This window comes from Kitasatospora sp. NPDC101447 (assembly GCF_044767225.1).
Taxonomy (GTDB): Bacteria; Actinomycetota; Actinomycetes; order Streptomycetales; family Streptomycetaceae; genus Kitasatospora.
In genome coordinates this window covers 1-19,796 of sequence record NZ_JBIWNL010000040.1, presented here as the reverse complement: position 1 = coordinate 19,796, position 19,796 = coordinate 1, and the positions used below count along the sequence as shown (strand labels likewise).

Genomic DNA, 19,796 nt, shown 5'->3' with positions numbered 1-19,796 from the left:
GGGCCCCCGGGCCCGACCCCGCAGGCGGAGCCCCGGCCGCGGGGGCCGGAGAGCGCCCGGTAGCTTGTCCGGCGTGACCGATCAGACCGCGGCCGTGCCGCCGACCGTGTACCGCTCCTCCCCGCTCCGGATGCTCCTCGTCCTGATCGGCGCGGTGGCCTTCGTGGCGCTCGGCGCGGACCTCGCGACGGGGGACGGGTCGGTAAAGAACCGGCTCGTCGGCGGGGCCGGCGTGCTGTTCTTCGGCCTGTGCGCCCTGATGTGCGCCAACCGGCTCGTCCGGGGCCGGCCCGAGCTGGTGCTGGACGCGGCCGGGCTGGACCACGTGCAGCTCGGGCGGATCGCCTGGCACGAGATCGCCGCCGTCGGCATCCGGGTGATCACCGTCAGGGGCGCCACCCAGCGCATGGTCGAGCTGGTCCTGACCGACCCCGCCCGCTACCTGGCCCGGGCCCCGCGAACCGTCCGGACGACCGCCGCGGCCAACCGCCGGATGGGCTTCGGCCCGGCGAACATCTCCACGACCACCCTCCCCGTCGGCCCCGAAGCGGTCGTCACCGCCATGCGGCGGCACCACCCGGCACTGGTCGTCACGGGCTGACTACCGAGCCCGCCAGGCCGCCAACCGGGCGGCCAGGTCCAGGAGTTCCGCCGCGGCGTCGGTCCGGGCCGACGGCCCGCGGTGCTCCGACGTCACGCCGGGTCCGGGACGGTCGGCAGGGCGCGCTTGTGCGCGGTGCGGCGGTAGTGGCCGAGGACGGTGGCAGCGGCCTCCTCGTCGACCGGGCGGCCCTCCAGGAAGTCGTCCAGGGCGTCGTAGGTGACGCCGAGGGCCTCCTCGTCGGGGCGGCCGGGGGCCAGGTTCTCCAGATCGGCGGTCGGGGTCTTCTTGACCAGCTCGGCCGGCGCCCCCAGCGCCTCCGCCATCGACCGCACCTGCCGCTTCGTCAGGCCGGACAGCGGCATCACGTCGGCCGCGCCGTCACCGTACTTGGTGAAGAAGCCGACGGCGGCCTCGGCCGCGTGGTCGGTGCCGACGACCAGTCCGCCGTTGGCACCCGCCGCCGCGTACTGGACCACCATCCGCTGGCGGGCCTTGACGTTGCCTCGGACGAAGTCCTCGTGGGCGTGGTCGGTGAAGGTCAGCCCGGCGGCGAGCAGGGCGTCCAGGGCGGCGTCGGTCGCGGGCTTGACGTCGACGGTCAGCAGCTCGTCCGGCTCGATGAAGGCGACCGCCCGCCGGGCGTCCTCCTCGTCCGCCTGCACCCCGTACGGCAGCCGCATCGCGCAGAAGGCCGCCGCGTACCCGTCGGCGCGCAGCCGGTCCACGGCGAGCCGGCAGAGCCGCCCGGCGGTGGTGGAGTCCACCCCGCCGCTGATCCCCAGCACCAGGGTGCGGGCGCCCGCGGCCCGGAGCTGCTCCGCGAGGAACGCCGCCCGGCGCTCGGCCTCCCGCAGCGGGTCGGGGACGGGCGCGACCCCGAGCGCGCGGCCGATCTCCCGCTGGAGGTCGGCGGTCAGGGGCTCGGTCATGGCGACTCCTCGGTTACGGCGATTCCTCGGTCACGGCGATTCCTCGCTCATTGCGCCTCCTCGGGCCGGGCGGCGCGCCCCGCGCGGAAGGCGACGCGGTGGGTGCCCGTCATCGACGTCACCAGCGAGTACAGCGAGGTGGTGGCGGTGATGAACAGGCGGTTGTTCTTCGGGCCGCCGAAGGTGATGTTCGAGACGGGTTCGGGGACGAGGATACGGCCGATGAGGGTGGCGTCGGGGGCGTAGCAGTGGACGCCGTCGCCGAAGGCCGCCGCCCAGAGCCGCCCGTCGAGGTCGAAGCGGATGTTGTCGAACCGGCGGCCCTCGCCCTTGACGAAGATCCGGTCGCCGCTGAGGTCGCCGTCCTCACCGATGTCGAAGACCCTGATGTGCCCGGCCCGGCTGTCGTTGACGTAGAGCTGCCGCTCGTCGAGCGAGAGGACCAGCCCGTTGGGCCCGTCGAAGCCTTCGGCGGCGAGCCGGACCTCACCGCTGTGCGGGTCGATCCGGTAGACGTTGCGGGCACCGATCTCGGATTCGGCGCGGTGGCCCTCGTAGTCGCTGGTGATGCCGAAGTCCGGGTCGGAGAACCAGATCGCGCCGTCCGAGCGGACCACCGCGTCGTTGGGCGAGTTGAGCCGCTTGCCCTGGTAGCGGTCGGCGAGGACGGTGATCCGGCCGTCGTGCTCGGTGCGGGTGACCCGGCGGTTGCCCTGCTCGCAGCTGATCAGCCGGCCCTCGCGGTCGAGGGTGTTGCCGTTGGGGTGGCCGGCCGGGGAGCGGAAGACGCCGACCGTTCCGGAGGCCTCGTCCCAGCGCAGCAGGCGGTCGTTGGGGATGTCGCTCCAGACGACCTGGCGCCAGGCGGGCAGGTAGACCGGGCCCTCGGCCCAGCGGCAGTCGCCGTACAGCTTCTCCAGTCGGACGTCACCGTTGGCGCAGCGACGGAACCTCTCGTCCAGTACCTCGTACAGCCCGAACTCGATGGAGCCAGACATCGTTCACCTCATGTCGTGATTCGCCGAATGTCGTTCCGGTGATCCGGAGTATGCCAGAACAGGGTATGGTCCCACCATGACCATCGATCATCTCGACGACACCGACCGCGCGTTGCTCACCCTGTTGCAGCAGGACGCCGGGCAGGCCTACGCGGCCCTGGGCCGGGCCGTGGGGCTCTCCGCGGCGGCGGCGCACGAGCGGGTGCGCAAGCTGCGCGAGCGCGGCGTGGTCCGCCGCACCACGGTGGAGGTGGACCCGAAGGGCCTCGGGCTGGGGGTGCTCTCCTTCGTGATGGTGGACTCCTCGGCCTGGATGGGGGACTCCGCGCAGGCCTTCGCCGCGATCCCCGAGATCGTGGAGGCGCACGTCATCGCGGGCAGCGCCTCGGTGCTGGTCAAGGTGCGGACGGCGACCACCGAGCAGCTCCAGGACGTGCTGCGCAGGCTCTACGCGATCGAGGGCGTGAGCGGGACGCAGGCGACCGTCGTGCTGGAGACCTTCTTCGAGCGACCGCCCGCGACCCAGTCCCCGCCCGCGTCTCAGTCCCCGTCCGCGACCCGGTCCCTGTCTCAGTCCCCGTCCGCGCCTCGGTCCCCGTCCGCCTGAGGCTCCTCCGCCTTGGTCAGTGACACCGGGCGCGTCGGCCCGGCCGGGCGCGCCGGCTCCGCCGGGCGCTTCCCCGGGTGCTTCAGGATCTCCAGGACCAGGCGGCCGTCCACGGTCTCCTGGGCGACCAGCAGGCTCGCCAGCTCGTCCAGGTGGTGCCGGTGTTCGGTCAGCAGGCCGACGGCCCGACGCTCGGCCTGCCGCAGCAGGCCCGCGACCGCCTCGTCCACGGCGCGCTGGGTCTGCTCGGAGTACGGGCGGCGCAGCAGGTCCTCGGGGCTGTCACCGAGGTAGTGCGGACTGCCGCTGGAATAGCCGACCGGGCCGAGCTCCGGGGAGAGGCCGAACTCGCGGACCATCCGGGTGGCCACCGTGGTGGCGTTCGCGAGGTCGTTGGCGGCGCCCGTGGAGCCCTCGCCGAACACCACCAACTCGGCTGCCCTGCCACCGAGTTGGACGGTGAGCAGGTCGGTGAGGTAGCCCTCGCTGTAGAGGTGCCGCTCCGCCTCCGGCAGCTGCTCGGTGGCACCGAGGGCGACCCCGGCCGGGAGGATGGTCACCTTGGCGACCGGATCGGCGTGCTCGCACAGCGCGGCCATCAGGGCGTGCCCGGACTCGTGCACGGCGACGGCGTGCCGCTCCTCGGGCAGCAGCGCGTTGGAGGACTCCCGGCGGCCGAGCAGCACCCGGTCGCGGGCGGCGTCGAGGTCGTCGGCGGTGAGGGTGGCGCGGTCGGCGCGGACGGCGTTGATGGCGGCCTCGTTGACCAGGTTGGCGAGGTCGGCGCCGGAGAAACCGGGGGTGCCGCGGGCGATCCGGTCCAGGTCGGCGTCCGGGGCGAGGGTCTTGCCCCGGGTGTGCACGGTGAGGATGGCCGCCCGCTCGGCCTGGTTGGGCAGCGGCACGGTGACCTGCCGGTCGAAGCGGCCGGGGCGCAGCAGCGCCGGGTCGAGGGCGTCGGGCCGGTTGGTGGCGGCGATGACGACGATTCCGGTGCTCTGGTCGAAGCCGTCCATCTCGGCGAGCAGCTGGTTCAGGGTCTGCTCCCGCTCGTCGTTGCCGCCGATCCGGGTGCCGCCCGCCCGGCGGGCGCCGACGGCGTCGATCTCGTCGATGAAGACGATCGACGGCGCGCGCTTGCGGGCCTCCTCGAAGAGGTCGCGGACCCGGGAGGCGCCGACGCCGACGAACATCTCGACGAACCCGGAGCCGGTCACGGACAGGAACGGCACCTCGGCCTCCCCCGCGACGGCCCGGGCCAGGAGGGTCTTGCCGGTACCCGGCGGCCCCACCATGATCACCCCGCGCGGCCCCTTGGCCCCGGCGGCGGCGTACCGCTCCGGGCTGCGCAGGAAGTCGACCACCTCGCTGACCTCCTGCTTCACCCCCTCGTACCCGGCGACGTCGGCGAACCCGGTGGCCGGCCGCTCGGCTTCGATGATCTTCGCCCGGGAGCGGCCGATGGCGCTCAGCCCGCCGCCCAGCGACCGGGCGGCCATCCGGCCCGACCAGAGGAAGAGGCCGCCGAAGAGCAGCAGCGGCAGGAACAGCAGCAGGGTGGACCAGATCGAGCTGCCGCCGGAACGGGTGCCGGTGACGGTGACGTGCTGGTCACCGAGCGCCTGGCTGAGGTGGGAGGTGTCCAGGGCGGTCGGGATCTGGCTGGTGAAGCGGGTGCCGTCCTTGAGCGTGCCGCTCACCGCTCCGGTGTCGCTGACGATCACCGTCTGCACCTGTCCGGTGTCGACGCGGTTGACGAAGTCGGTGTAGGCGTAGCGGTTGCCGGGCGTGCCGGGCTTGGAGAACAGCACCAGGAGGAGCAGCGTCACCAGGACGGCGACCGGCAGCAGCCAGCGGCGCCACGAGGGCGGCGGCGGCTTGGGCGGGCCGTCCCCGGGGCCCTGGCCGGGCCGCCCCGGGCCTGGGTTCCGCCCCGGGCCGGGATTCCAGCCGGGGCCCTGGCCGGGGCCTCGCTTGCCCGTCGGACCGGGCCCGGGGCCGCGCTCGCCCGTCGGACCGGGTCCGGGTCCCGGTTCGACTTCGGGCGCTGGTCCGGGTCCCGGTTCGGGTCGGGGATCGGAGTCCGGCGGTGTCGCGGGGTTCCGGCCGGCGCGCAGCCGGATTCGTGCGATCATCCACGCTCACCGCCTCTCGGGGCCACGGAGCCTCCGTCTCCATGGTCGGACGCTCCGCGCCAGGACGGGAGCCCGAAGAGGGGCTGTCCCGAAACCCCGGACCCGGCGCCCACCCCCGTCGGGCACCGGGTCCGCGGTCCCCGGCCGAGCCGGCCGCGGCCCCCGGCGGGGTCAGGAGAAGTCGAGCGAGCCCGTCCGGGTCCGCTTGAGCTCGAAGAACTTCGGGTAGCCGGACAGCAGCCGGACGCCCTCGAAGACCCGCACGGCGTCCTCCCCGCGGGGTATCGCGGTCAGCACCGGCCCGAAGAAGGCGACGCCGTCCACGTGGATGGTCGGCGTGCCGACCTCCTCGCCGACCGGGTCCATGCCCTCGTGGTGGCTCTTGCGCAGGGCGATGTCGTACTGGGTGCTGTTCGCCGCGTCGGCCAGCTCCTCGGGCAGCCCGGCCGCGACCAGGGCCTCCCGGATGACGGCGTCGTCGGCGGGCCGGTCCTGGTCGTGCAGGCGGGTGCCGAGCTCGGTGTAGAGGTCGCGCAGCACGTGCTGGCCGTGCTTCTCGGCGGCCGCGATGCAGACCCGCACGGGGCCCCAGCCGGTGGTCATCAGCCGCTGGTAGCGCTCGGGAAGGTCGGTGCGGCCCTCGTTGAGGACGGACAGGCTCATCACCCGGAAGGTGAGGTCGAGCTCGCGGTGGCGGTCGACCTCCAGGATCCACCGGGAGGTGATCCAGGCGAACGGGCAGACGGGGTCGAAGTAGAAGTCGACCTTGGTGGTCCCCGGCCGGCCGTCGGTCAGTTCGGAAACCCCGGAAACCTCGGAAACACCGGAAGCAAGGGAAACGTCGGAAACATCGGAAGCGTTGGAAGCGTCGGTCACGTGGGTCGCGTTGTTCGTCACGTCGATGAGCCTAACGGCGAAGTGGACCACTCAACAGAGCCAATCATCACCGATTCCATTGGGCCACTTCTCCCGACGACCCCTCCTCAGCTGCAGGTCGTCCCGTCCGCCGGCACCGTACCGTCCAGCAGGTAGGCGTCCACGGTCTGCTTCAGGCAGGGGTTGCCGGTGTTGTAGCCGCCGTGGCCCTCGCCGTGCAGGGTGACGGTGACGCCGACGCCCGGGCCGAGCTGCTGCGCCATCGCGTGGGCGCCCTCGACCGGGGTGGCCGGGTCGCCGGTGGTGCCGACCACCAGGATCGGGGCCGCGCCCGCGGCGGCGACCTCCGGGTGGTCGCCCTTGCCCGGCACCGGCCAACCGGTGCAGCCGGTCAGGCCCCAGGCGGTGAACGCGCCGAACACCGGGGACGCGGCCTGGAACTGCGGCAGCTGCTGCTGGACGTCCTGGTCGGAGTAGCGCTGCCGCGAGTCCACGCAGCCGACCGCCCGGTTCGCGGCGTTCAGGTTGCTGTAGTGCCCCTGCGCGTCACGCCCGTTCAGGCCGTCGGCGAGCTGGAGCAGCGTGGTGCCGGTGCCCTGCTCCATCGCCTCGGTGAGCCCGGCCGCCAGCACCGGCCAGGTCTCCTGGCTGTACAGGGCGCCGGCGATGCCGGTGACGCCCAGGGTCTCGGTCAGCTGCCGCCCGTCCGCGGTGGGGAGCGGCGACCGCTCCAACTGCTGCACCAGCGCGGTGACCTTCGCCGTCCCCTCGGCACCGCCCGCGCCGGTCGGGCAGGAGGCGCCGACCCGGGCCGCGCAGGCCTTCATGAAGTCGTCGAGGGCGAGTTGGAAGCCCTGGGCCTGGCCGAGCGCGGACTGCTGCGGGTCCTTGGTCGGGTCGACCACGGAGTCCAGCACCATCCGACCGACCTGCTGCGGGAACAGGTGCGCGTACACGCCGCCGAGCTGGGTGCCGTAGCTGATGCCGAAGTAGGAGAGCTGCCGGTCGCCCAGCACCTGCCGCATCAGGTCCATGTCCTGGGCGGCGCTCTCGGTGTCCACGTACGGCAGCACCGCGCCCGAGTTGTGCTCGCAGGCGGCGACGAACCGGGCGTTGCTGTCGTCGAGGGCCTTCACGGCGGCCGGGTCGCCGGGGGTGCTGTCGACGGTCGCGGAGGCGTCCAGCGCCCGGTCGTCCAGGCAGGTCACCCCGGCGCTGGCGCCCACCCCGCGCGGGTCGAAACTCACCAGGTCGTAGCGGCTGTTGAGGGAGGCGTAGCTCGGGGCGAGGGCGGGCAGGGTCGCCACGCCGGAGGCGCCGGGGCCGCCGAAGTTGAAGAGCAGCGAGCCGATCCGGTGCTGCTCGTCCTTGGCCTTGCTGCGGATCAGCGCGAGGTCGATCGTCGGTCCGTCCGGCCGGCCGTGGTCGAGCGGGGCCTTGAGGGTGGCGCACTGCCAGTCCGCGGCGGGTGCGGTGCCGCCGCCCTGGGCGGCGCTCGGGGCGGCGCAGGCGTGCCAGTCCAGTCGCTGGGCGGCGAGCCCGGTGGCGGTCGCCGAGGCGCCGATGGCCGGGGAGGTGGGCGCGGGCTCGGCGGCGGACGACCCCTCACCCTGGCATCCGGTGGCGGCGGCGAGCAGCAGCGCGGTCAGGCCGAGCGCTCCGGCGCCGCGGACGGCGGTGTGCATGGGGTGGGTCCACCTCTCGGGTCGGCCGGTCACCATGGACCCTAGGCGCCGCGACCCGGCACAACCCGCCCGAAGCCTCCGGACGGGGGCGCGCGCCGCCCGTCCTGCCACCGGCCGCCCGGGTGAGGGTTCAACCGCCCCACCCGGTGGCACCCTTACCGCCGTCCGGCCGCACCGGGCGCCGGAACCGTGCCACGGAGGGCGAGTTGAGCAGCGACACCACCGCACCGGACGAGGACGACCGCACCGACTCCGACGGCGTGGACGTCTTCGTCACCGACACCCGCCGGGAGGTCCTGCCCCGCCTGCGAGACGACGAGCGGGACACCGGCCCCCGGCCCGCCTCCCGCGCCGGGGACTGGGCCGTGATCGACGCCGTCCACCGCCACCTCTCCGAACACCGGGCGGGCATCGGTCAGCCGCTGCTGACGCTCCAGGTGGTCAAGGTCCAGGAGGAGGCCGGGGAGGTCGCCGAGGCCCTGCTCGGCGTCCTCGGCGCCAATCCCCGCAAGGGCGTCAGCCACACCCTGGCCGACCTGCAGGGCGAGCTCTGCGACGTGATCACCGCGGCGATGGTCGCCCTCCGCGACACCACCCCCGACCCGGCCGCCGTCCTCACCGCCCACCTCGCCGCCTGGCGCCCGCGGCAGCCGGGCGAGCCGCCGGTGGGGTAACGGGGGCAGCCGGGGCGGGTGCCAACTGGCCGGTGCGGCCGAGGTGTTCCCGGCCGTGCGGTGCGGCCGAGGTGTTCCCGGCCGTGCGTCCGGATCCCGGCGAGGGTCGCCGGCCTCGGCGTCAGCGCCGGCTCACGCCCTGTCCCAGGGTCTCAGGCGGCCCGGCCCCTCCGACCGGCCTCCTGGCCCCACCGGCTCACCCCGTCTTTCCCAGCCCTACTGCCCCTGCCGATCGGCAGGGGCACACCGGGAATCCCGGCCCAGGAACCTCCCGATCGGCACATGTGCGGAGGGCCGGAAGCGCGCAACGATGACGGTCGTCGGGGCCCGCCGTCGGGGCCCGGAGAGGAGGCAGCCATGACCGCGATGTCCATCCTGTTCCCGGTGTTCGCGATCGCCGCGCTCAGCGCTGTCTGCGTCGCGTTCGCCGCGGCCCCGGTCACGGCCGTCACCACCGGGGCCCGCACGGCTCGCACCCGCGGCTCACCCCGGTTCCATCCCCGGCGTGCCGCGGACGGCGTACGCACGCAGGCGCAGCCCGTCGAAGGCGGTCCGGGGCAGGCTCAGACCGAAGCGCCGCTCGACGGCGGCGAGGGTGCGGCGGGCGGCCGGGCCTTCGCCCTCGGGGCCGCAGGGGGTGACGCCGTCCGCCTCCAGGACGCACGCGGCGACCAGGTCCGGCACCAGCAGGTCGGGCTCCTGGCCCCAGCGCCAGCGCTCCTCGCCGAGGCCGAAGCCGCACAGCACGGCGCCGTCCCGGGCGTAGTCGAGCAGCGCCGGCGGCTGTTCCGGCATCAGGCGGAAGTGGACGACCTCGACGCCGTCGCGCGCTATCTCGGTGAGCAGCTCGCCGCCGGTGGAGTCGCCGTACTCGATCGCGAACGACCAGCCGCCGCACTCGCCGACGCGGACCACGCCGTCGCCGTCGTCGCCCGGGCGGTAGACGTCGATGTCCAGGGCCCGGATCTCGGCGCCGCTGATCGGCACGGTCCCGGCGGTCGGGTCGGCGCCCATCCGGCGGGCGAGTTCCTCCGGCGGGATCCCCCGGGCGAACACCACACCGCCGACCTCGCCGTCCGCGTCGGGCCCGCCCGTTCCCGGCAGTCCGGTGCCCGGCCGACCGGCGTCCGGCCGACCGACGTCCGCGAGCCACTGGATGCCGTCGCCGTCCCTCCCGGCTCCCTCGCGCGTTCCGTCGGTCATGCCGCCCTCCCCTCGCGCCGGCCTGCGGTGGCCGGGCGCGCCGGTGGGCACCCTAACCGACACCGCCGACGGCCGGAGCCCGGTCGCCGGAACGGTGCCGGATCAGGGCCCGGCGTGGGCCGGCTCCCGCCGCCGACCGGGCGTCGGGGCGGTGGTCCGATCGCGGAACTCACCGGTCCGGCAGGCCCGTTCGCACCGACGCGGGCGCCGTCCGGTTCACCCGGCGCCGTACGGCTCCTCCTGGGCGGCCGCGGCCTCGAACAGCAGCTTCGCGGCCACCGTCGCCCCGTCGGCGCGGATGGTCCCGGCCACGGCCAGCGCGCGGGTACGGGTCTCGGGGGCCAGGGCCGTGGCCAGCGCGGCGGACAGGGAATCGACGGTGGGCGCGGGGTCGAGGTGGGCCGCGCCGATGCCCAGCTCGGCCACGCGGGCGGCCCAGTACGGCTGGTCGGCGATCCGGGGCACGACCAGCTGGGGCGCGCCCGCCCGGGCGGCCGTGGTGGTGGTGCCCGCGCCGCCGTGGTGGACGACGGCGGCGACCCGGCGGAACAGCGCCTGCTGGTTGACCTCGCCGACGGCGAAGCAGTCGTCCCCGTCATCGACCGGGGCCAGGCCGGCCCAGCCCCGGGCCAGGATCACCCGGCGGCCGTGGGCGCGGGCCGCGTCGATCGCGATCCGGGCGATGCCTTCCGGAGCGTGGGCGGCCATGCTGCCGAAGCCCACGTACACGGGCGGTTCGCCGGCCTCCAGGAACGCCTCCACCTCGGCCGGCAGCGGACGGTCGTCGGGCAGGATCCACGCCCCGGTCTGCACCGGGTCGAGCTCCGTCATGCCCTGCGACGGACAGAGCACCGGGTCCGCCGCCAGCCACGGCCGGTCGGTGAGGACGTGGTCGCGGACGTTGTCGACCGGCGGCAGGCCGAGCGCCGCCCGGTGCCGGTTGAGCGCCTCGCCGTACAGCCCGTTCACCCGCTGGGCGTCCTGCTCCCACAGCACCCGGTGGTCGGTCTCGCCCTCGGGGGACGGCGTGCCGGGCCGGGCTCCGGGCCGGAAGTGCCGCGAGGGCAGTCCCAGGGTGTGGAAGCAGGCGAGCACGTAGCGGATGCCGAGGTGCTCGGCCACGTCCCGGGCGCCGGCCGGCATCAGACCGGTGGCCAGGATGACGTCGCAGCCCTCGGCCGCGGCGGTGAGCACCTCGAACCGCGCGGCGACCAGCTCGGGGGCGAGCCGGAACGCGTCCTGCATGGTCGGCGGCTTCGGGCCGGCGACCACCGAGCGCACCGTCGGGCCGAGCGGCACCAGCGGCACCCCGATCCGGGCCAGCAGGTCCACGAACTCCTCGTCCGGCGGCGCGCACACCCGCACGTCCGCCCCGAGCCCCAGCAACGCCGCCGCCAGCCCCGCCAGCGGTTCGACATCTCCGCGCGAGCCCCACGTCGTCAACAACACACGCATCTCACGACTCCGTTTCCGCAGGTCATGGCCTTACAGCCGTCGATTCTGCGGGACGACCGGGGCCTTGCCGCAAGCCCCCTGGGGGGCGATAATCTGGTAGTGGCAGGGGGGTTCCACGGCGAGCACCACCACTTCGGCAGGCACCCCCGTCACACCCGGCGGCGCATCAGCCGACCGGCCACCGCGGGTCTGAACACCTGGCAATCCCGCTCCGTACCCCTGAACGGGGGCGCGGGGCCGCCCGGTCCCGCGTACGTGCCCGACCGAGGAGGCACGATGCTCCGTACCGCGGCCACCGGGCTGCTCGCCGGACTCCTCTGCCTGGGTGGCGCGTCCGTCGCGTTCGCGAACCCGACCCCGAACCAGCCGGGGCCGCCGAACCAGACCTGCCAGGACTTCCTGGCGGCCGGCGGACACACTCCGGGACACACCAGTTCCTCCCCCGGCTCCCCCTTCGACGAGCCGGGCTTCGGCAGCCAACCGAACGGTGGCAAGGGTGGACAGGCCTACAGCAATGCGGGCGCGCCCTCCCAGTACGACGTCGCCTGCTACCAGCAGTTCGTCCACTCCACCTGAAACGCCGACGACCGGCGTCAGGCGTCCGGCGCCCGGCGCCCGAGGCCTCAATTCCGGCCGCTTGACGCCTGACGTCGCGTCACATCCCTATCCGATCATCTGACAACCGCACGGCGGCCACGGACCCCGGCAGCCCGGCCCTGGCCGCCGACCACCCGTGCGTCTCCACCTCCACCTCCTTCCGCACCTGGCCCGTGCGACCCGCCTCCTCCGTACTCCAGGCCTTGTCAGTGGTCGCTGTTAGCGTCCCTCTCCATCAGCTACGGGTCGCGGAACGAGTGCCGCGCCGCCGACGGGGAGGTAGCAGCAAGTGGTGGAAGTGACGTGCCACACGGTGGTCCACCAGCGGATCCGCGACGCGTTGGGGGACATCCGAGGGCGGGTCCTCGGCCACTGGTACGACATCGAGGACGAGTTGACCATCGGGTCCGTCCGCTCGATGGGCGAGGAGCTGCTCGACCACCTCGGCGCCCTCACCCTGGAGGACCCGACGCTCGCCGGCGCCGACGCCCGCGCGGCCCTGCGGACGGCCGCGGAGTGCGCCCTCGGGGTGCTCCAGCTCGGCTGCTTCCCCCGGGGCGACTTCGACGTCCCCTTCCCGTACATCGGCACGACGCTGGACAGCGAGGACATCCGCTTCGGCGCCACCGTCGACTTCGCACCCACTGCCGCGACGTGGGTGGAGGCCTTCGCGATGTGCGTGATCAGCGGACTGATCCGGAACCGGGAGCGGATGCTCGGCCCGCTGCTCACCGACGACTACGCGCCCGCGGTCCGCGACGGCCTGCCGCACTCGGACCTCACCTCGGTCTCCGACCCCGCCGCCCTCGCCGAGATGGAGGCGCTCCGCTCGTACCTCTTCGTCGTCCCGACGGAGCGGTCGCCGTGGATCGCCCCCGGGCCCGTGCCACTGCGCAAGCCGGACGCCGACGGGCGCGCGGCCGCCGCCCGGGCCCTGGACGCCGCCGGCGAGGCGGCGCCGGAGGGGTTGAGCCAGGACCAGCAGTTGCTGCGGGTCCTGCTGGACGACGACCGGGCGGCCTTCGAGGAGGCCCTCACCGCCCGCCTGGCCCGGCACCGCAACAGCACGCCCTCGACGGCCTGGCCCCGGACACTGCTCCCGGTCGTCCCGATCGCCCTCGCCGCGCTCGCCGTCCAGGCCCACGGGTGGGAGCTGGGCATAACCTCCGGCTACCTCCCGACGACGCTGATCAGCGCGGGCTGACCCGGCGCGCCGGGGTCGCCCGGCGCGAACCGCCGGTGGGGGGCAAGGCGACCCCGGTCGACTCGGGGACGATCTTGCCCACCAGGCAAAACATCCCACCTTTTCCTCAACAGTCTGTTTATCATCTCCGGGTCCGTATCCCCCATCCGGAGCACTCACGCATGCCCACGCCCTCGCCCGCCGCCACGCCCGGACCACACCGACTGCACGCCCTGCGGGCCACCGTCTTCGCCATCGGCGCCCTGCTCCTGCTCGTCGCGGTGGGTGTGCTGCTCCGCCAGCCCCTTCTGATCCCTCCGTTGGCGGCCAGCGCGGCACTGGTGCACGGCGCGCCCGGCCTGCCGATCTCGCAGCCCCGCAACCTGGTCGGCGGTCAGCTGATGTCGGCCCTGATCGGCTACGCCACCCTCGCCGTCACCGGCAGCACCGCCTGGGGCGCGGCCATCGCCGCCGGGCTCTCGCTGGGCGCGATGATGCTCACCCACCTCTCGCACTCCCCGGCGGCGGCCACCGCCGTGATCGTGGTCCTACAGGCGCCGCATCCCGTGCCGTTCCTGCCCCTGCTGGCACTGGCGACCGGGCTGCTGGTCGTCATCGGCCTGCTGCCCGGCCGGATCGGCGGTCACCCGGTCCGCTACCCGCTGTCCTGGTGACCGCGCACAGGGCCTCGCAAACCGCACGACCGCACGCCTGCATGTGACCGCAGGCCAGCAGGCCCAGGCCGCACGACCACCCGCTCACCCTGTCGCGGTGATCGCCGACGGCCGGGTCATCCGATCGGATGACCCGGCCGTCCTCCGTTCCGCCCGACTCGACCGACCGCCCCGCCGACGCCGGAACGTGCCGCAGAGGTCAGGCTGGAAGCACCCGCCGACCGCCGACCCCGTGGAGGAACCCCCGCCATGACCGACCGCCCGCTCTCCCCCGCCGACCGGTCGCTGCTGGAGGCCGCCGAGCGCGGCGACCTCGACGCCGCCGGCGCGGCGCTGGCCGCGGGCGCGGCCGTCGACGCGCGGGACGCCGAGGGCCGCACCGCGCTGCTGCGGGCCGCCTTCGCCGACCGGGTCGCCGTCGCCCGGCTGCTGGTCGGGGCCGGCGCCGACGTCAACGCGCAGGACCGCGCGCTGAACAGCCCCTGGCTGGTCACCGGCATCACCGGCAGCGTCCCGATGATGCGCGCCCTGCTTCCCGGTCGGCCCGACCTCACCCGCCGCAACCGCTACGGCGGAGTGTCGGTCATCCCCGCCGCCGAACGCGGCCACGTCGCCTACGTCCGCGCGGTGCTCACCGAGACCGCGATCGACGTCGACCACGTCAACGACCTCGGCTGGACGGCCCTCCTGGAAGCCGTCCTGCTCGGCGACGGCGGTGCCGCCCACCGCGAGATCGTCGGCATCCTCCTCGCCCACGGCGCCGACCCCCTCCTTCCCGACGCCGACGGCACCACCGCCCGCGCCCACGCCGAGCGCCGCGGCTTCCACGCCATCGCTGCAGCGCTCCGCGAGGCCGAGGCCGAGGGCGAGGCCGAGGCCGAGGGCGAGGCCGAAGGACAACCTCGCAACCCCCGCCCGGGCAAAGGCCGCTGACCCCGCGCAGGGAGGCCGGACGCCCCTCCAGGCCGCCAGGTACCGCAGCACCGCCAGCACCCGCCGGTGGTCGTCCGGCGCCTGGGGCAGGTCGAGCTCGGTGAAGATGCTCGCGATCCGCTTGGACACCGTGGCCTCCGTGACCACCAGGCGCCGGGCGATGGCCGCGTTGGAGCGGCCCTCGGCGATTAGCCCGAGCACCTCCTGCTCCTTGGGGCTCAGCCTCTGCAACGGGTCGTGAGCGGCCGACAGCGCGTCCGACAGCATGATCAACAACGCCCTCCACGCGGCCATGGCGCCGATCGTCGGCCTCGCCCTGCTCCTGCCCGCGATGGTCCCGCCGGTCGTCCGCGCCGTCTGGTGGCCGCTGTCCGGGCTCCGCGGCGCCACCGGCCTGGTGGCCCGGGAGAGCGCGCCGACCGCCGTCCGGCGCACCGCCTCGACCGCCGTGCCGGTGCTGGTCACGGTCGGCTTCGCGGTGCTGATCGCAGGCCTGTTCCAGCTGCGGGCCACCGGCTACGCGCTAGCGGTGGTGGACGGCGGTCCGCTCGTCGACCACGGTGGACCAGTCGTCGACCTGCAGGATCCGCTGACCGTCCACCTCCCGCACCACGACGAGTCGTCGGCCGAGCTGCCCGATCCAGCGGACCTCGGAGCCCGCCCACGCCACCCGTGCCACCGCACCGCTCCTTCGGCGAACCCACGCCCGTCTCACCCGGCCGGGGCGGCCCGGGCACCCGGATAGCCTCGACAGCCCGGACAGCCCGGATCGATCGTCGGACGGGGACTACTCCCCCTGCTCGGCCAGCGACTTGATGCCTTCGAGGGTGGCCGTCATGGCCGTGCGCAGCTCGCCCAGCCGGAAGTCGACGACCTTCTCCTCGATCTCGGGCCTGGCGTCGATGATGCGGCTCATGCCGCTGCGGCCCGGGCCGATCACCACCGACTGGCGCAGCCGGGTGCCGCCGTCCTCGGGGGTCAGGTCGAAGCGCCAGCGCGCCAGCGCACCGGCCGGCTCGGACACCGGCTCGCCGTAGCAGCCGTCGGCGTCCATCACGGCCCAGGCGAAGGCGCGGGGGCGGGTGGGGTCGACGGAAACGGCCGGCTCGGTCGGCTCGGTTACCCCTGCCGGCTCGGTCAGCTCGGTCACCTCGGAGACCGTCCGCCAGTCGGGCAGGCCCTCACGGCGGTTGTGGCCCTCGAATCGGGCGCCCGGCGCCGGTCCGTCCGCGCCGTCCAGCCAGGCGACGCGCTGGAGCTCCGGGCTGAGCCGGGTGGGCAGGTCGATGTCCGTCACCAGTTCCCACACCCGTTCCACCGGTGCCTGGACGAAGATCTCGCAGACCGTCCCCGGACCGTCGGCGTAGCGCATTCCGTTCCCCCTTCTGGTCATCCACGTGGTGCACGTCGTGCAGGTAGCGATTCGATGCGGGTCGACACCCGCCCGCTGCCCCCGCCTGTGCGTCCGGAACGCCGCGGGGACAGCGGGCGGGTTGCCGCCCTGGGCCCGGAATCGATGATCGAGCCCGCCGAACCCCCAAGTCAATCCGCCGGTTTGCTGGGGCATCTCCAAGCGATACCTTGGGTCCCCGTGACCATCGACGATCTCCGCGTCTTCGCGGCGGTCTGCCGGGCCGGCTCGCTCAGCGCCGTCGCCCGCGACCTCCACTGCACCCAGTCCGCGGTCAGCCAGCACGTGAAGCGGCTCGAACGCGAGCTCGGTCTCGCCCTGATCGAGCGCCACTCGCGCGGGGTGGTGCCCACCAAGGCGGGCCGCCTGCTCCAGGCGGCCGTCTCCACCGGCCTCGGCAGCATCGACCACGCACTGCACCGGGTGGCCGAACTCGCCCGCGGCGAGGGCGGATCCGTCCGGATCACCACCGGCGCCACCAGTATCCGCCACTTCATGTCGGCGGCCGTGGTGGCCTTCCGGCGGCGCTTCCCCCAGGTCAGCCTGGAGTTCCAGACGGAGGTCTCCAGCCGCAGCTGCCTGGAGGCGCTCACCGCCGGACGGGTCGACCTGGCCTGGATCACCCTCGGCACCCCGGTCCGCGGCATCGACCAGCGGCCGGTCGTCGACCTGCCGTGGGTCCTGGCCGTCGCCGCGGGCGACCCGCTCGCCACCAGGGCCCGCATCGAACCCGCCGACCTCCAGGACGCCCGGCTCATCGGGCTGCCGCAGAACTCCGTCGCCCGTTCCCAACTCGACGCCTGGCTCGGGAAGTCGGGTATCCGACCGGTCTTCGACACCAGCGTCGCGGACTGGGACACCGCGATCCTGCTCGCCGAACTCGGCCTCGGCCACGCCGTCGTCCCCACCCTCCCCCAGTGGCAGGGCCCCGGCCACCCCGGCCTGCGGCTGCTCCCGCTCCCCGACCTGCCCGCCCTCACCGCCGGCTGGGCCATCCGTGACTGGGCCAATCTGTGCCCCCTGGCCCGCGCCTTCGCCGACACGGTCGCCGCCCACTGCGGCGCCGGGCCCACCCTCCCGGCGCGGCACCCGGGAACCGCCTGACCACCACTGCCCGACCGCCCGCGCGCCGTGCTCCGCGACCACCGGCACGCCGCCGGCGGCCCCGGCCCCTACGTTCTCCCGCGAGGTCCCCGTCCGGCGCCCGAGCAGATCCCGGGTTTGCCCGACGTCCCCCGATTCCTCTCCATTGCCCGCCCGTTGGCGCCTTCCACCAGTCCTGGCGACCCGGGCGGTCTCTCGGCTCGCGGCACCGGGAGCGCAGCCCCGGGAGCGCGGCGCCCTGCCGAACCGCCGTCAGCGGGAACCGGACGAGCGGTCCAGGAAACGCCGCAGCCCGTCCCGGACGCCCTCGGTCGGCACGGTCGCCGCGAAGGCCGCCGCCTCGACCGCGAGCCCCTCGTCGATCGGGAGGTTGATCCCGCGGGTCACCGCCCGGAGGCAGGCGGCCACCGCCGTCGGCGCGTGCCGGGTGATGCGGTCGGCCAGGTCCCGGGCCGCGTCGAGCAGTTCACCTGCCGGGACGACCGAGTTGACCAGGCCCAGCTCGGCGGCCCGGGCGGCCGGGATCGGGTCCCCGGTCAGGATCATCTCCAGGCCGCGCTTGCGCCCGACGTGACGCGGCAGCCGCTGCGAACCACCGAAGGGCGGTGGGAAGCCGAGCGAGATCTCCGGCTTGGCGAAGGTCGCGTGCTCGGCGGCGACGGCCAGCGGGGCCGCCTCGGTGATCTCGCAACCACCACCGTACGCAAGGCCGTTGACGGCCACGATGATCGGCTTGGGGAACTCCTCGATCCGCCGCGTGAGGGTGTGGCCGCGCCGGACGAACTCGCGCAGCGCCCGCTCGGGCCCGCCCGCGATGTCGGCCGCCAGGGACGGGATGTCGGCCCCCGCACTGAACGCCCGCCGCCCGGCGCCGGTGAGGACCACCGCGCGGACGGTGTCGTCCGCGTCGATCCGGTCGAACTCGGCGAGCAGCGCGTCGATCGTCGGGTGGTCGAGGGCGTTGAGCTTCTTCTCCCGGTCGATGGTGAGGGTGACGACGTGCTGGTCCCGCTCGCTGCGGACGGTCATGGGCGCGCTCCGTTCCCGGCTCGGGTTCCCCGCTCGGCTTCCCCGCTCGGTTTCCCGGCTCCACTGCCGGACGGATCGAGGCTAGGAACTCCACCCCATGACAATCCAGTTATTGTCCTGGATACACGTCCACGCGCATGACGCCCAGGAACGGCAGGTGACCGGTGCGACCGCCCTCCTACAAGGCCATCGTCGACGAGTACGCGACGGCCATCCGCTCCGGCGCGCTCCCCGCCGGCACGCGACTTCCGACCCACCGCGCCCTCGCCCGCGAACGGCGGGTCGCCCTCGCCACCGCCACCCGGGTCTACGCCGAACTCGCCTCCGCCGGGCTGGTGGTGGGCGAACAGGGCCGGGGCACCTTCGTCCGGCTGCGCTCCGGCTACGACGGCCTCGAACCCTCCCGCACGCTCCCGGTGCCGCGGCTGGCGGACCTCTCCTTCAACCAGCCGCTCGCCCCCGACCAGGGCGACCTGCTACGGCAGGCCCTGCGAGCCCTCGCCTCCTCGGGCGACGCCGAAGCCCTGCTGCGCCAGCACCCCCCGGGCGGCCACCGGCACGACCGGGCGGCCGTCGCCAGGTACCTGCTCGACCGCGGCGTCGACACGGCACCGGAGAACGTGCTGCTCACCAGCGGGGCGCAACAGGCGCTGGACTGCGTCCTGCGCACCCTCACCCGCCCCGGGGACGTCCTGGCCGTGGACGCGCTCAGCTACCCGGGCATCAAGCTGCTCGCCTCCGCGCACGGGCTCGACCTGGCACCCGTCCCCGTCACCCCCGCCGGCCCGGACCTCGACGCGCTCGACCGGCTCTGCCACGCCCGACCGGTACGCGCGGTGTACACCATGCCAACCGTCCACAACCCGCTCGGCTGGGTGCTCGACCGGGCGCGGCGCGAACGCCTGGTCGGCCTCGCCGCCGAACACGGCTGCACGCTGATCGAGGACGGCACGTACGCCTTCCTGGAGGCCGCGCCGCCACCACCCCTGCACGCCCTCGCGCCCGAACGCACCTGCTACGTGGCCGGACTGTCCAAGAACGTGGCGCCGGGCCTGCGGTTCGGCTTCGCCGTCCTGCCCGAGCACCTGCTGCGACCGGCGACCACCCAGCTGCGCACGGCGGCCTGGGGCGCACCCGGCCTGATCACCGCCCTCGCCACCGGCTGGCTCGCGGACGGCACGGTGGCCCGGCTGGAACGCGAGCGCCGGACGGACGCCGCCGCGCGCCAGGCCATCGCCCGCGCCGCCCTCGACGGCCTCACCACGACCGCCCACCCCAGCTCCTACATCCTCTGGCTCACCCTCGAACCGCACCAGCGCCCCGACCACGCGGCCGCCGCCCTCGCGGCCGAGGGCATCCTGATCTCCACCGCCGATGCGTTCGCCACCACCACCCACCACCCCAACGCCCTCCGCCTCGCCCTCGCCACACCCCCACTCGCCGACCTCCCCACCGCCCTCACCCGCCTCCGCACCACCCTCGACACCATCGCCCCCTGACCCACCAAAAGTCGGCCCACCCGACTTCCTACGCGCGCTCCGCCCCGCCCCTGCCCGCCCCGGGAAAATATGTAGACCGATCTGCATATCCCTGCGCCTAACCGACTCCACCACCCGCACAGAAAGTCGACCAGCCCGACTTTCTATGCGACGCCCCCCCCCCCCCCCCAACCAACACCAGCCCCGGGGGGCGCTGTGTG

The 19,796-nt window shown here is 74.4% G+C and carries 19 protein-coding genes and 1 pseudogene; 10 read left to right on the top strand and 10 right to left on the bottom strand.

Annotated elements, in window-relative coordinates; genetic code table 11:
- Positions 1-73 precede the first annotated feature (73 nt).
- Complete coding sequence (locus tag ACIRST_RS35570) at positions 74-601, top strand: STM3941 family protein (protein ID WP_402807736.1); 528 nt, start codon at positions 74-76, stop codon at positions 599-601.
- A gap of 92 nt (positions 602-693) precedes the next feature.
- Here the strand turns inward: ACIRST_RS35570 and nadE are convergent, their stop codons facing one another.
- Both nadE and ACIRST_RS35560 read right to left on the bottom strand, forming a co-directional pair.
- Positions 694-1,533, bottom strand: coding sequence for an ammonia-dependent NAD(+) synthetase (nadE, locus tag ACIRST_RS35565; protein WP_402807733.1), 840 nt, complete (start codon positions 1,531-1,533; stop codon positions 694-696).
- A 47-nt stretch (positions 1,534-1,580) separates the two neighbouring features.
- Positions 1,581-2,531 (bottom strand): SMP-30/gluconolactonase/LRE family protein, encoded by a 951-nt coding sequence (locus ACIRST_RS35560; RefSeq protein WP_350520120.1) that lies wholly within the window; start codon positions 2,529-2,531, stop codon positions 1,581-1,583.
- A gap of 76 nt (positions 2,532-2,607) precedes the next feature.
- Between ACIRST_RS35560 and ACIRST_RS35555 the strand changes: the two genes are divergently transcribed.
- A complete protein-coding gene (locus ACIRST_RS35555) occupies positions 2,608-3,138 on the top strand; it encodes an Lrp/AsnC ligand binding domain-containing protein (protein ID WP_402807729.1) in 531 nt (176 codons plus the stop codon).
- On the opposite strand, the gene ftsH is transcribed toward ACIRST_RS35555, so the two are convergent.
- From ftsH to ACIRST_RS35540, 3 genes are all read right to left on the bottom strand, one after another.
- Complete coding sequence (gene ftsH / locus ACIRST_RS35550; protein ID WP_402807727.1) at positions 3,102-5,273, bottom strand: ATP-dependent zinc metalloprotease FtsH; 2,172 nt, start codon at positions 5,271-5,273, stop codon at positions 3,102-3,104. The two genes, ACIRST_RS35555 and ftsH, sit on opposite strands and share 37 nt — an antisense overlap.
- Before the next feature lie 171 nt (positions 5,274-5,444).
- Positions 5,445-6,068: a disulfide bond formation protein DsbA gene (locus tag ACIRST_RS35545; RefSeq protein ID WP_350520340.1), complete on the bottom strand. Its 624-nt coding sequence runs from the start codon at positions 6,066-6,068 to the stop codon at positions 5,445-5,447.
- 188 nt (positions 6,069-6,256) lie between these two features.
- A complete protein-coding gene (locus tag ACIRST_RS35540; RefSeq protein WP_402807724.1) occupies positions 6,257-7,834 on the bottom strand; it encodes an alpha/beta hydrolase in 1,578 nt (525 codons plus the stop codon).
- A gap of 206 nt (positions 7,835-8,040) precedes the next feature.
- Here ACIRST_RS35540 and ACIRST_RS35535 point away from each other — a divergent pair, with 206 nt between their 5' ends.
- On the top strand, positions 8,041-8,508 hold the full coding sequence (locus tag ACIRST_RS35535; RefSeq protein ID WP_402807722.1) for a MazG-like family protein: 468 nt from the start codon (positions 8,041-8,043) through the stop codon (positions 8,506-8,508).
- 483 nt (positions 8,509-8,991) lie between these two features.
- Here ACIRST_RS35535 and ACIRST_RS35530 read toward each other — a convergent pair whose 3' ends face one another.
- On the bottom strand, positions 8,992-9,711 hold the full coding sequence (locus ACIRST_RS35530; RefSeq protein WP_402807720.1) for a DUF6461 domain-containing protein: 720 nt from the start codon (positions 9,709-9,711) through the stop codon (positions 8,992-8,994).
- Positions 9,712-9,927: 216 nt separating this feature from the next.
- Positions 9,928-11,166 carry a glycosyltransferase gene (locus ACIRST_RS35525; RefSeq protein WP_402807718.1) on the bottom strand — a complete coding sequence of 413 codons (1,239 nt, stop codon included), beginning with the start codon at positions 11,164-11,166 and terminating at the stop codon, positions 9,928-9,930.
- Between the two features lie 276 nt (positions 11,167-11,442).
- Here ACIRST_RS35525 and ACIRST_RS35520 point away from each other — a divergent pair, with 276 nt between their 5' ends.
- From ACIRST_RS35520 to ACIRST_RS35505, 4 genes are all read left to right on the top strand, one after another.
- Positions 11,443-11,742: a hypothetical protein gene (locus ACIRST_RS35520; protein WP_350520127.1), complete on the top strand. Its 300-nt coding sequence runs from the start codon at positions 11,443-11,445 to the stop codon at positions 11,740-11,742.
- A 310-nt stretch (positions 11,743-12,052) separates the two neighbouring features.
- On the top strand, positions 12,053-12,967 hold the full coding sequence (locus ACIRST_RS35515) for an immunity 49 family protein (RefSeq protein WP_350520128.1): 915 nt from the start codon (positions 12,053-12,055) through the stop codon (positions 12,965-12,967).
- A gap of 161 nt (positions 12,968-13,128) precedes the next feature.
- Positions 13,129-13,620, top strand: a complete 492-nt coding sequence (locus ACIRST_RS35510) for an HPP family protein (protein WP_396546044.1) — start codon at positions 13,129-13,131, stop codon at positions 13,618-13,620.
- Positions 13,621-13,869: 249 nt separating this feature from the next.
- Positions 13,870-14,553, top strand: a complete 684-nt coding sequence (locus ACIRST_RS35505) for an ankyrin repeat domain-containing protein (RefSeq protein WP_402807715.1) — start codon at positions 13,870-13,872, stop codon at positions 14,551-14,553.
- A gap of 30 nt (positions 14,554-14,583) precedes the next feature.
- Here ACIRST_RS35505 and ACIRST_RS35500 read toward each other — a convergent pair.
- A pseudogene (locus tag ACIRST_RS35500) lies at positions 14,584-14,805 on the bottom strand (response regulator transcription factor); the annotation flags it as partial.
- A gap of 13 nt (positions 14,806-14,818) precedes the next feature.
- On the opposite strand from ACIRST_RS35500, the gene ACIRST_RS35495 reads away from it, so the two are divergent.
- A complete protein-coding gene (locus ACIRST_RS35495; RefSeq protein WP_402807712.1) occupies positions 14,819-15,298 on the top strand; it encodes a hypothetical protein in 480 nt (159 codons plus the stop codon).
- A 42-nt stretch (positions 15,299-15,340) separates the two neighbouring features.
- Here ACIRST_RS35495 and ACIRST_RS35490 read toward each other — a convergent pair whose 3' ends face one another.
- Complete coding sequence (locus ACIRST_RS35490; protein ID WP_402807710.1) at positions 15,341-15,925, bottom strand: SRPBCC family protein; 585 nt, start codon at positions 15,923-15,925, stop codon at positions 15,341-15,343.
- Between the two features lie 219 nt (positions 15,926-16,144).
- Here ACIRST_RS35490 and ACIRST_RS35485 point away from each other — a divergent pair, with 219 nt between their 5' ends.
- On the top strand, positions 16,145-17,068 hold the full coding sequence (locus ACIRST_RS35485; protein WP_402807707.1) for a LysR family transcriptional regulator: 924 nt from the start codon (positions 16,145-16,147) through the stop codon (positions 17,066-17,068).
- Positions 17,069-17,320: 252 nt separating this feature from the next.
- Here ACIRST_RS35485 and ACIRST_RS35480 read toward each other — a convergent pair whose 3' ends face one another.
- A complete protein-coding gene (locus ACIRST_RS35480; RefSeq protein ID WP_402807705.1) occupies positions 17,321-18,097 on the bottom strand; it encodes an enoyl-CoA hydratase-related protein in 777 nt (258 codons plus the stop codon).
- A 164-nt stretch (positions 18,098-18,261) separates the two neighbouring features.
- Here ACIRST_RS35480 and ACIRST_RS35475 point away from each other — a divergent pair, with 164 nt between their 5' ends.
- Complete coding sequence (locus ACIRST_RS35475; RefSeq protein WP_402807703.1) at positions 18,262-19,596, top strand: PLP-dependent aminotransferase family protein; 1,335 nt, start codon at positions 18,262-18,264, stop codon at positions 19,594-19,596.
- The last annotated feature ends 200 nt before the right edge of the window (positions 19,597-19,796 follow it).

Excerpts from the sequence above, each read along its gene's own strand:
- nadE (WP_402807733.1), bottom strand. The coding sequence starts at position 1,533 with ATGACCGAGCCCCTGACCGCCGACCTCCAGCGGGAGATCGGCCGCGCG.
- ACIRST_RS35560 (WP_350520120.1), bottom strand. The coding sequence starts at position 2,531 with ATGTCTGGCTCCATCGAGTTCGGGCTGTACGAGGTACTGGACGAGAGG.
- ACIRST_RS35555 (WP_402807729.1), top strand. The coding sequence starts at position 2,608 with ATGACCATCGATCATCTCGACGACACCGACCGCGCGTTGCTCACCCTG.
- ftsH (WP_402807727.1), bottom strand. The coding sequence starts at position 5,273 with ATGATCGCACGAATCCGGCTGCGCGCCGGCCGGAACCCCGCGACACCG.
- ACIRST_RS35540 (WP_402807724.1), bottom strand. The coding sequence starts at position 7,834 with ATGCACACCGCCGTCCGCGGCGCCGGAGCGCTCGGCCTGACCGCGCTG.
- ACIRST_RS35530 (WP_402807720.1), bottom strand. The coding sequence starts at position 9,711 with ATGACCGACGGAACGCGCGAGGGAGCCGGGAGGGACGGCGACGGCATC.
- ACIRST_RS35525 (WP_402807718.1), bottom strand. The coding sequence starts at position 11,166 with ATGCGTGTGTTGTTGACGACGTGGGGCTCGCGCGGAGATGTCGAACCG.
- ACIRST_RS35520 (WP_350520127.1), top strand. The coding sequence starts at position 11,443 with ATGCTCCGTACCGCGGCCACCGGGCTGCTCGCCGGACTCCTCTGCCTG.
- ACIRST_RS35510 (WP_396546044.1), top strand. The coding sequence starts at position 13,129 with ATGCCCACGCCCTCGCCCGCCGCCACGCCCGGACCACACCGACTGCAC.
- ACIRST_RS35505 (WP_402807715.1), top strand. The coding sequence starts at position 13,870 with ATGACCGACCGCCCGCTCTCCCCCGCCGACCGGTCGCTGCTGGAGGCC.
- ACIRST_RS35495 (WP_402807712.1), top strand. The coding sequence starts at position 14,819 with ATGATCAACAACGCCCTCCACGCGGCCATGGCGCCGATCGTCGGCCTC.
- ACIRST_RS35490 (WP_402807710.1), bottom strand. The coding sequence starts at position 15,925 with ATGCGCTACGCCGACGGTCCGGGGACGGTCTGCGAGATCTTCGTCCAG.
- ACIRST_RS35480 (WP_402807705.1), bottom strand. The coding sequence starts at position 18,097 with ATGACCGTCCGCAGCGAGCGGGACCAGCACGTCGTCACCCTCACCATC.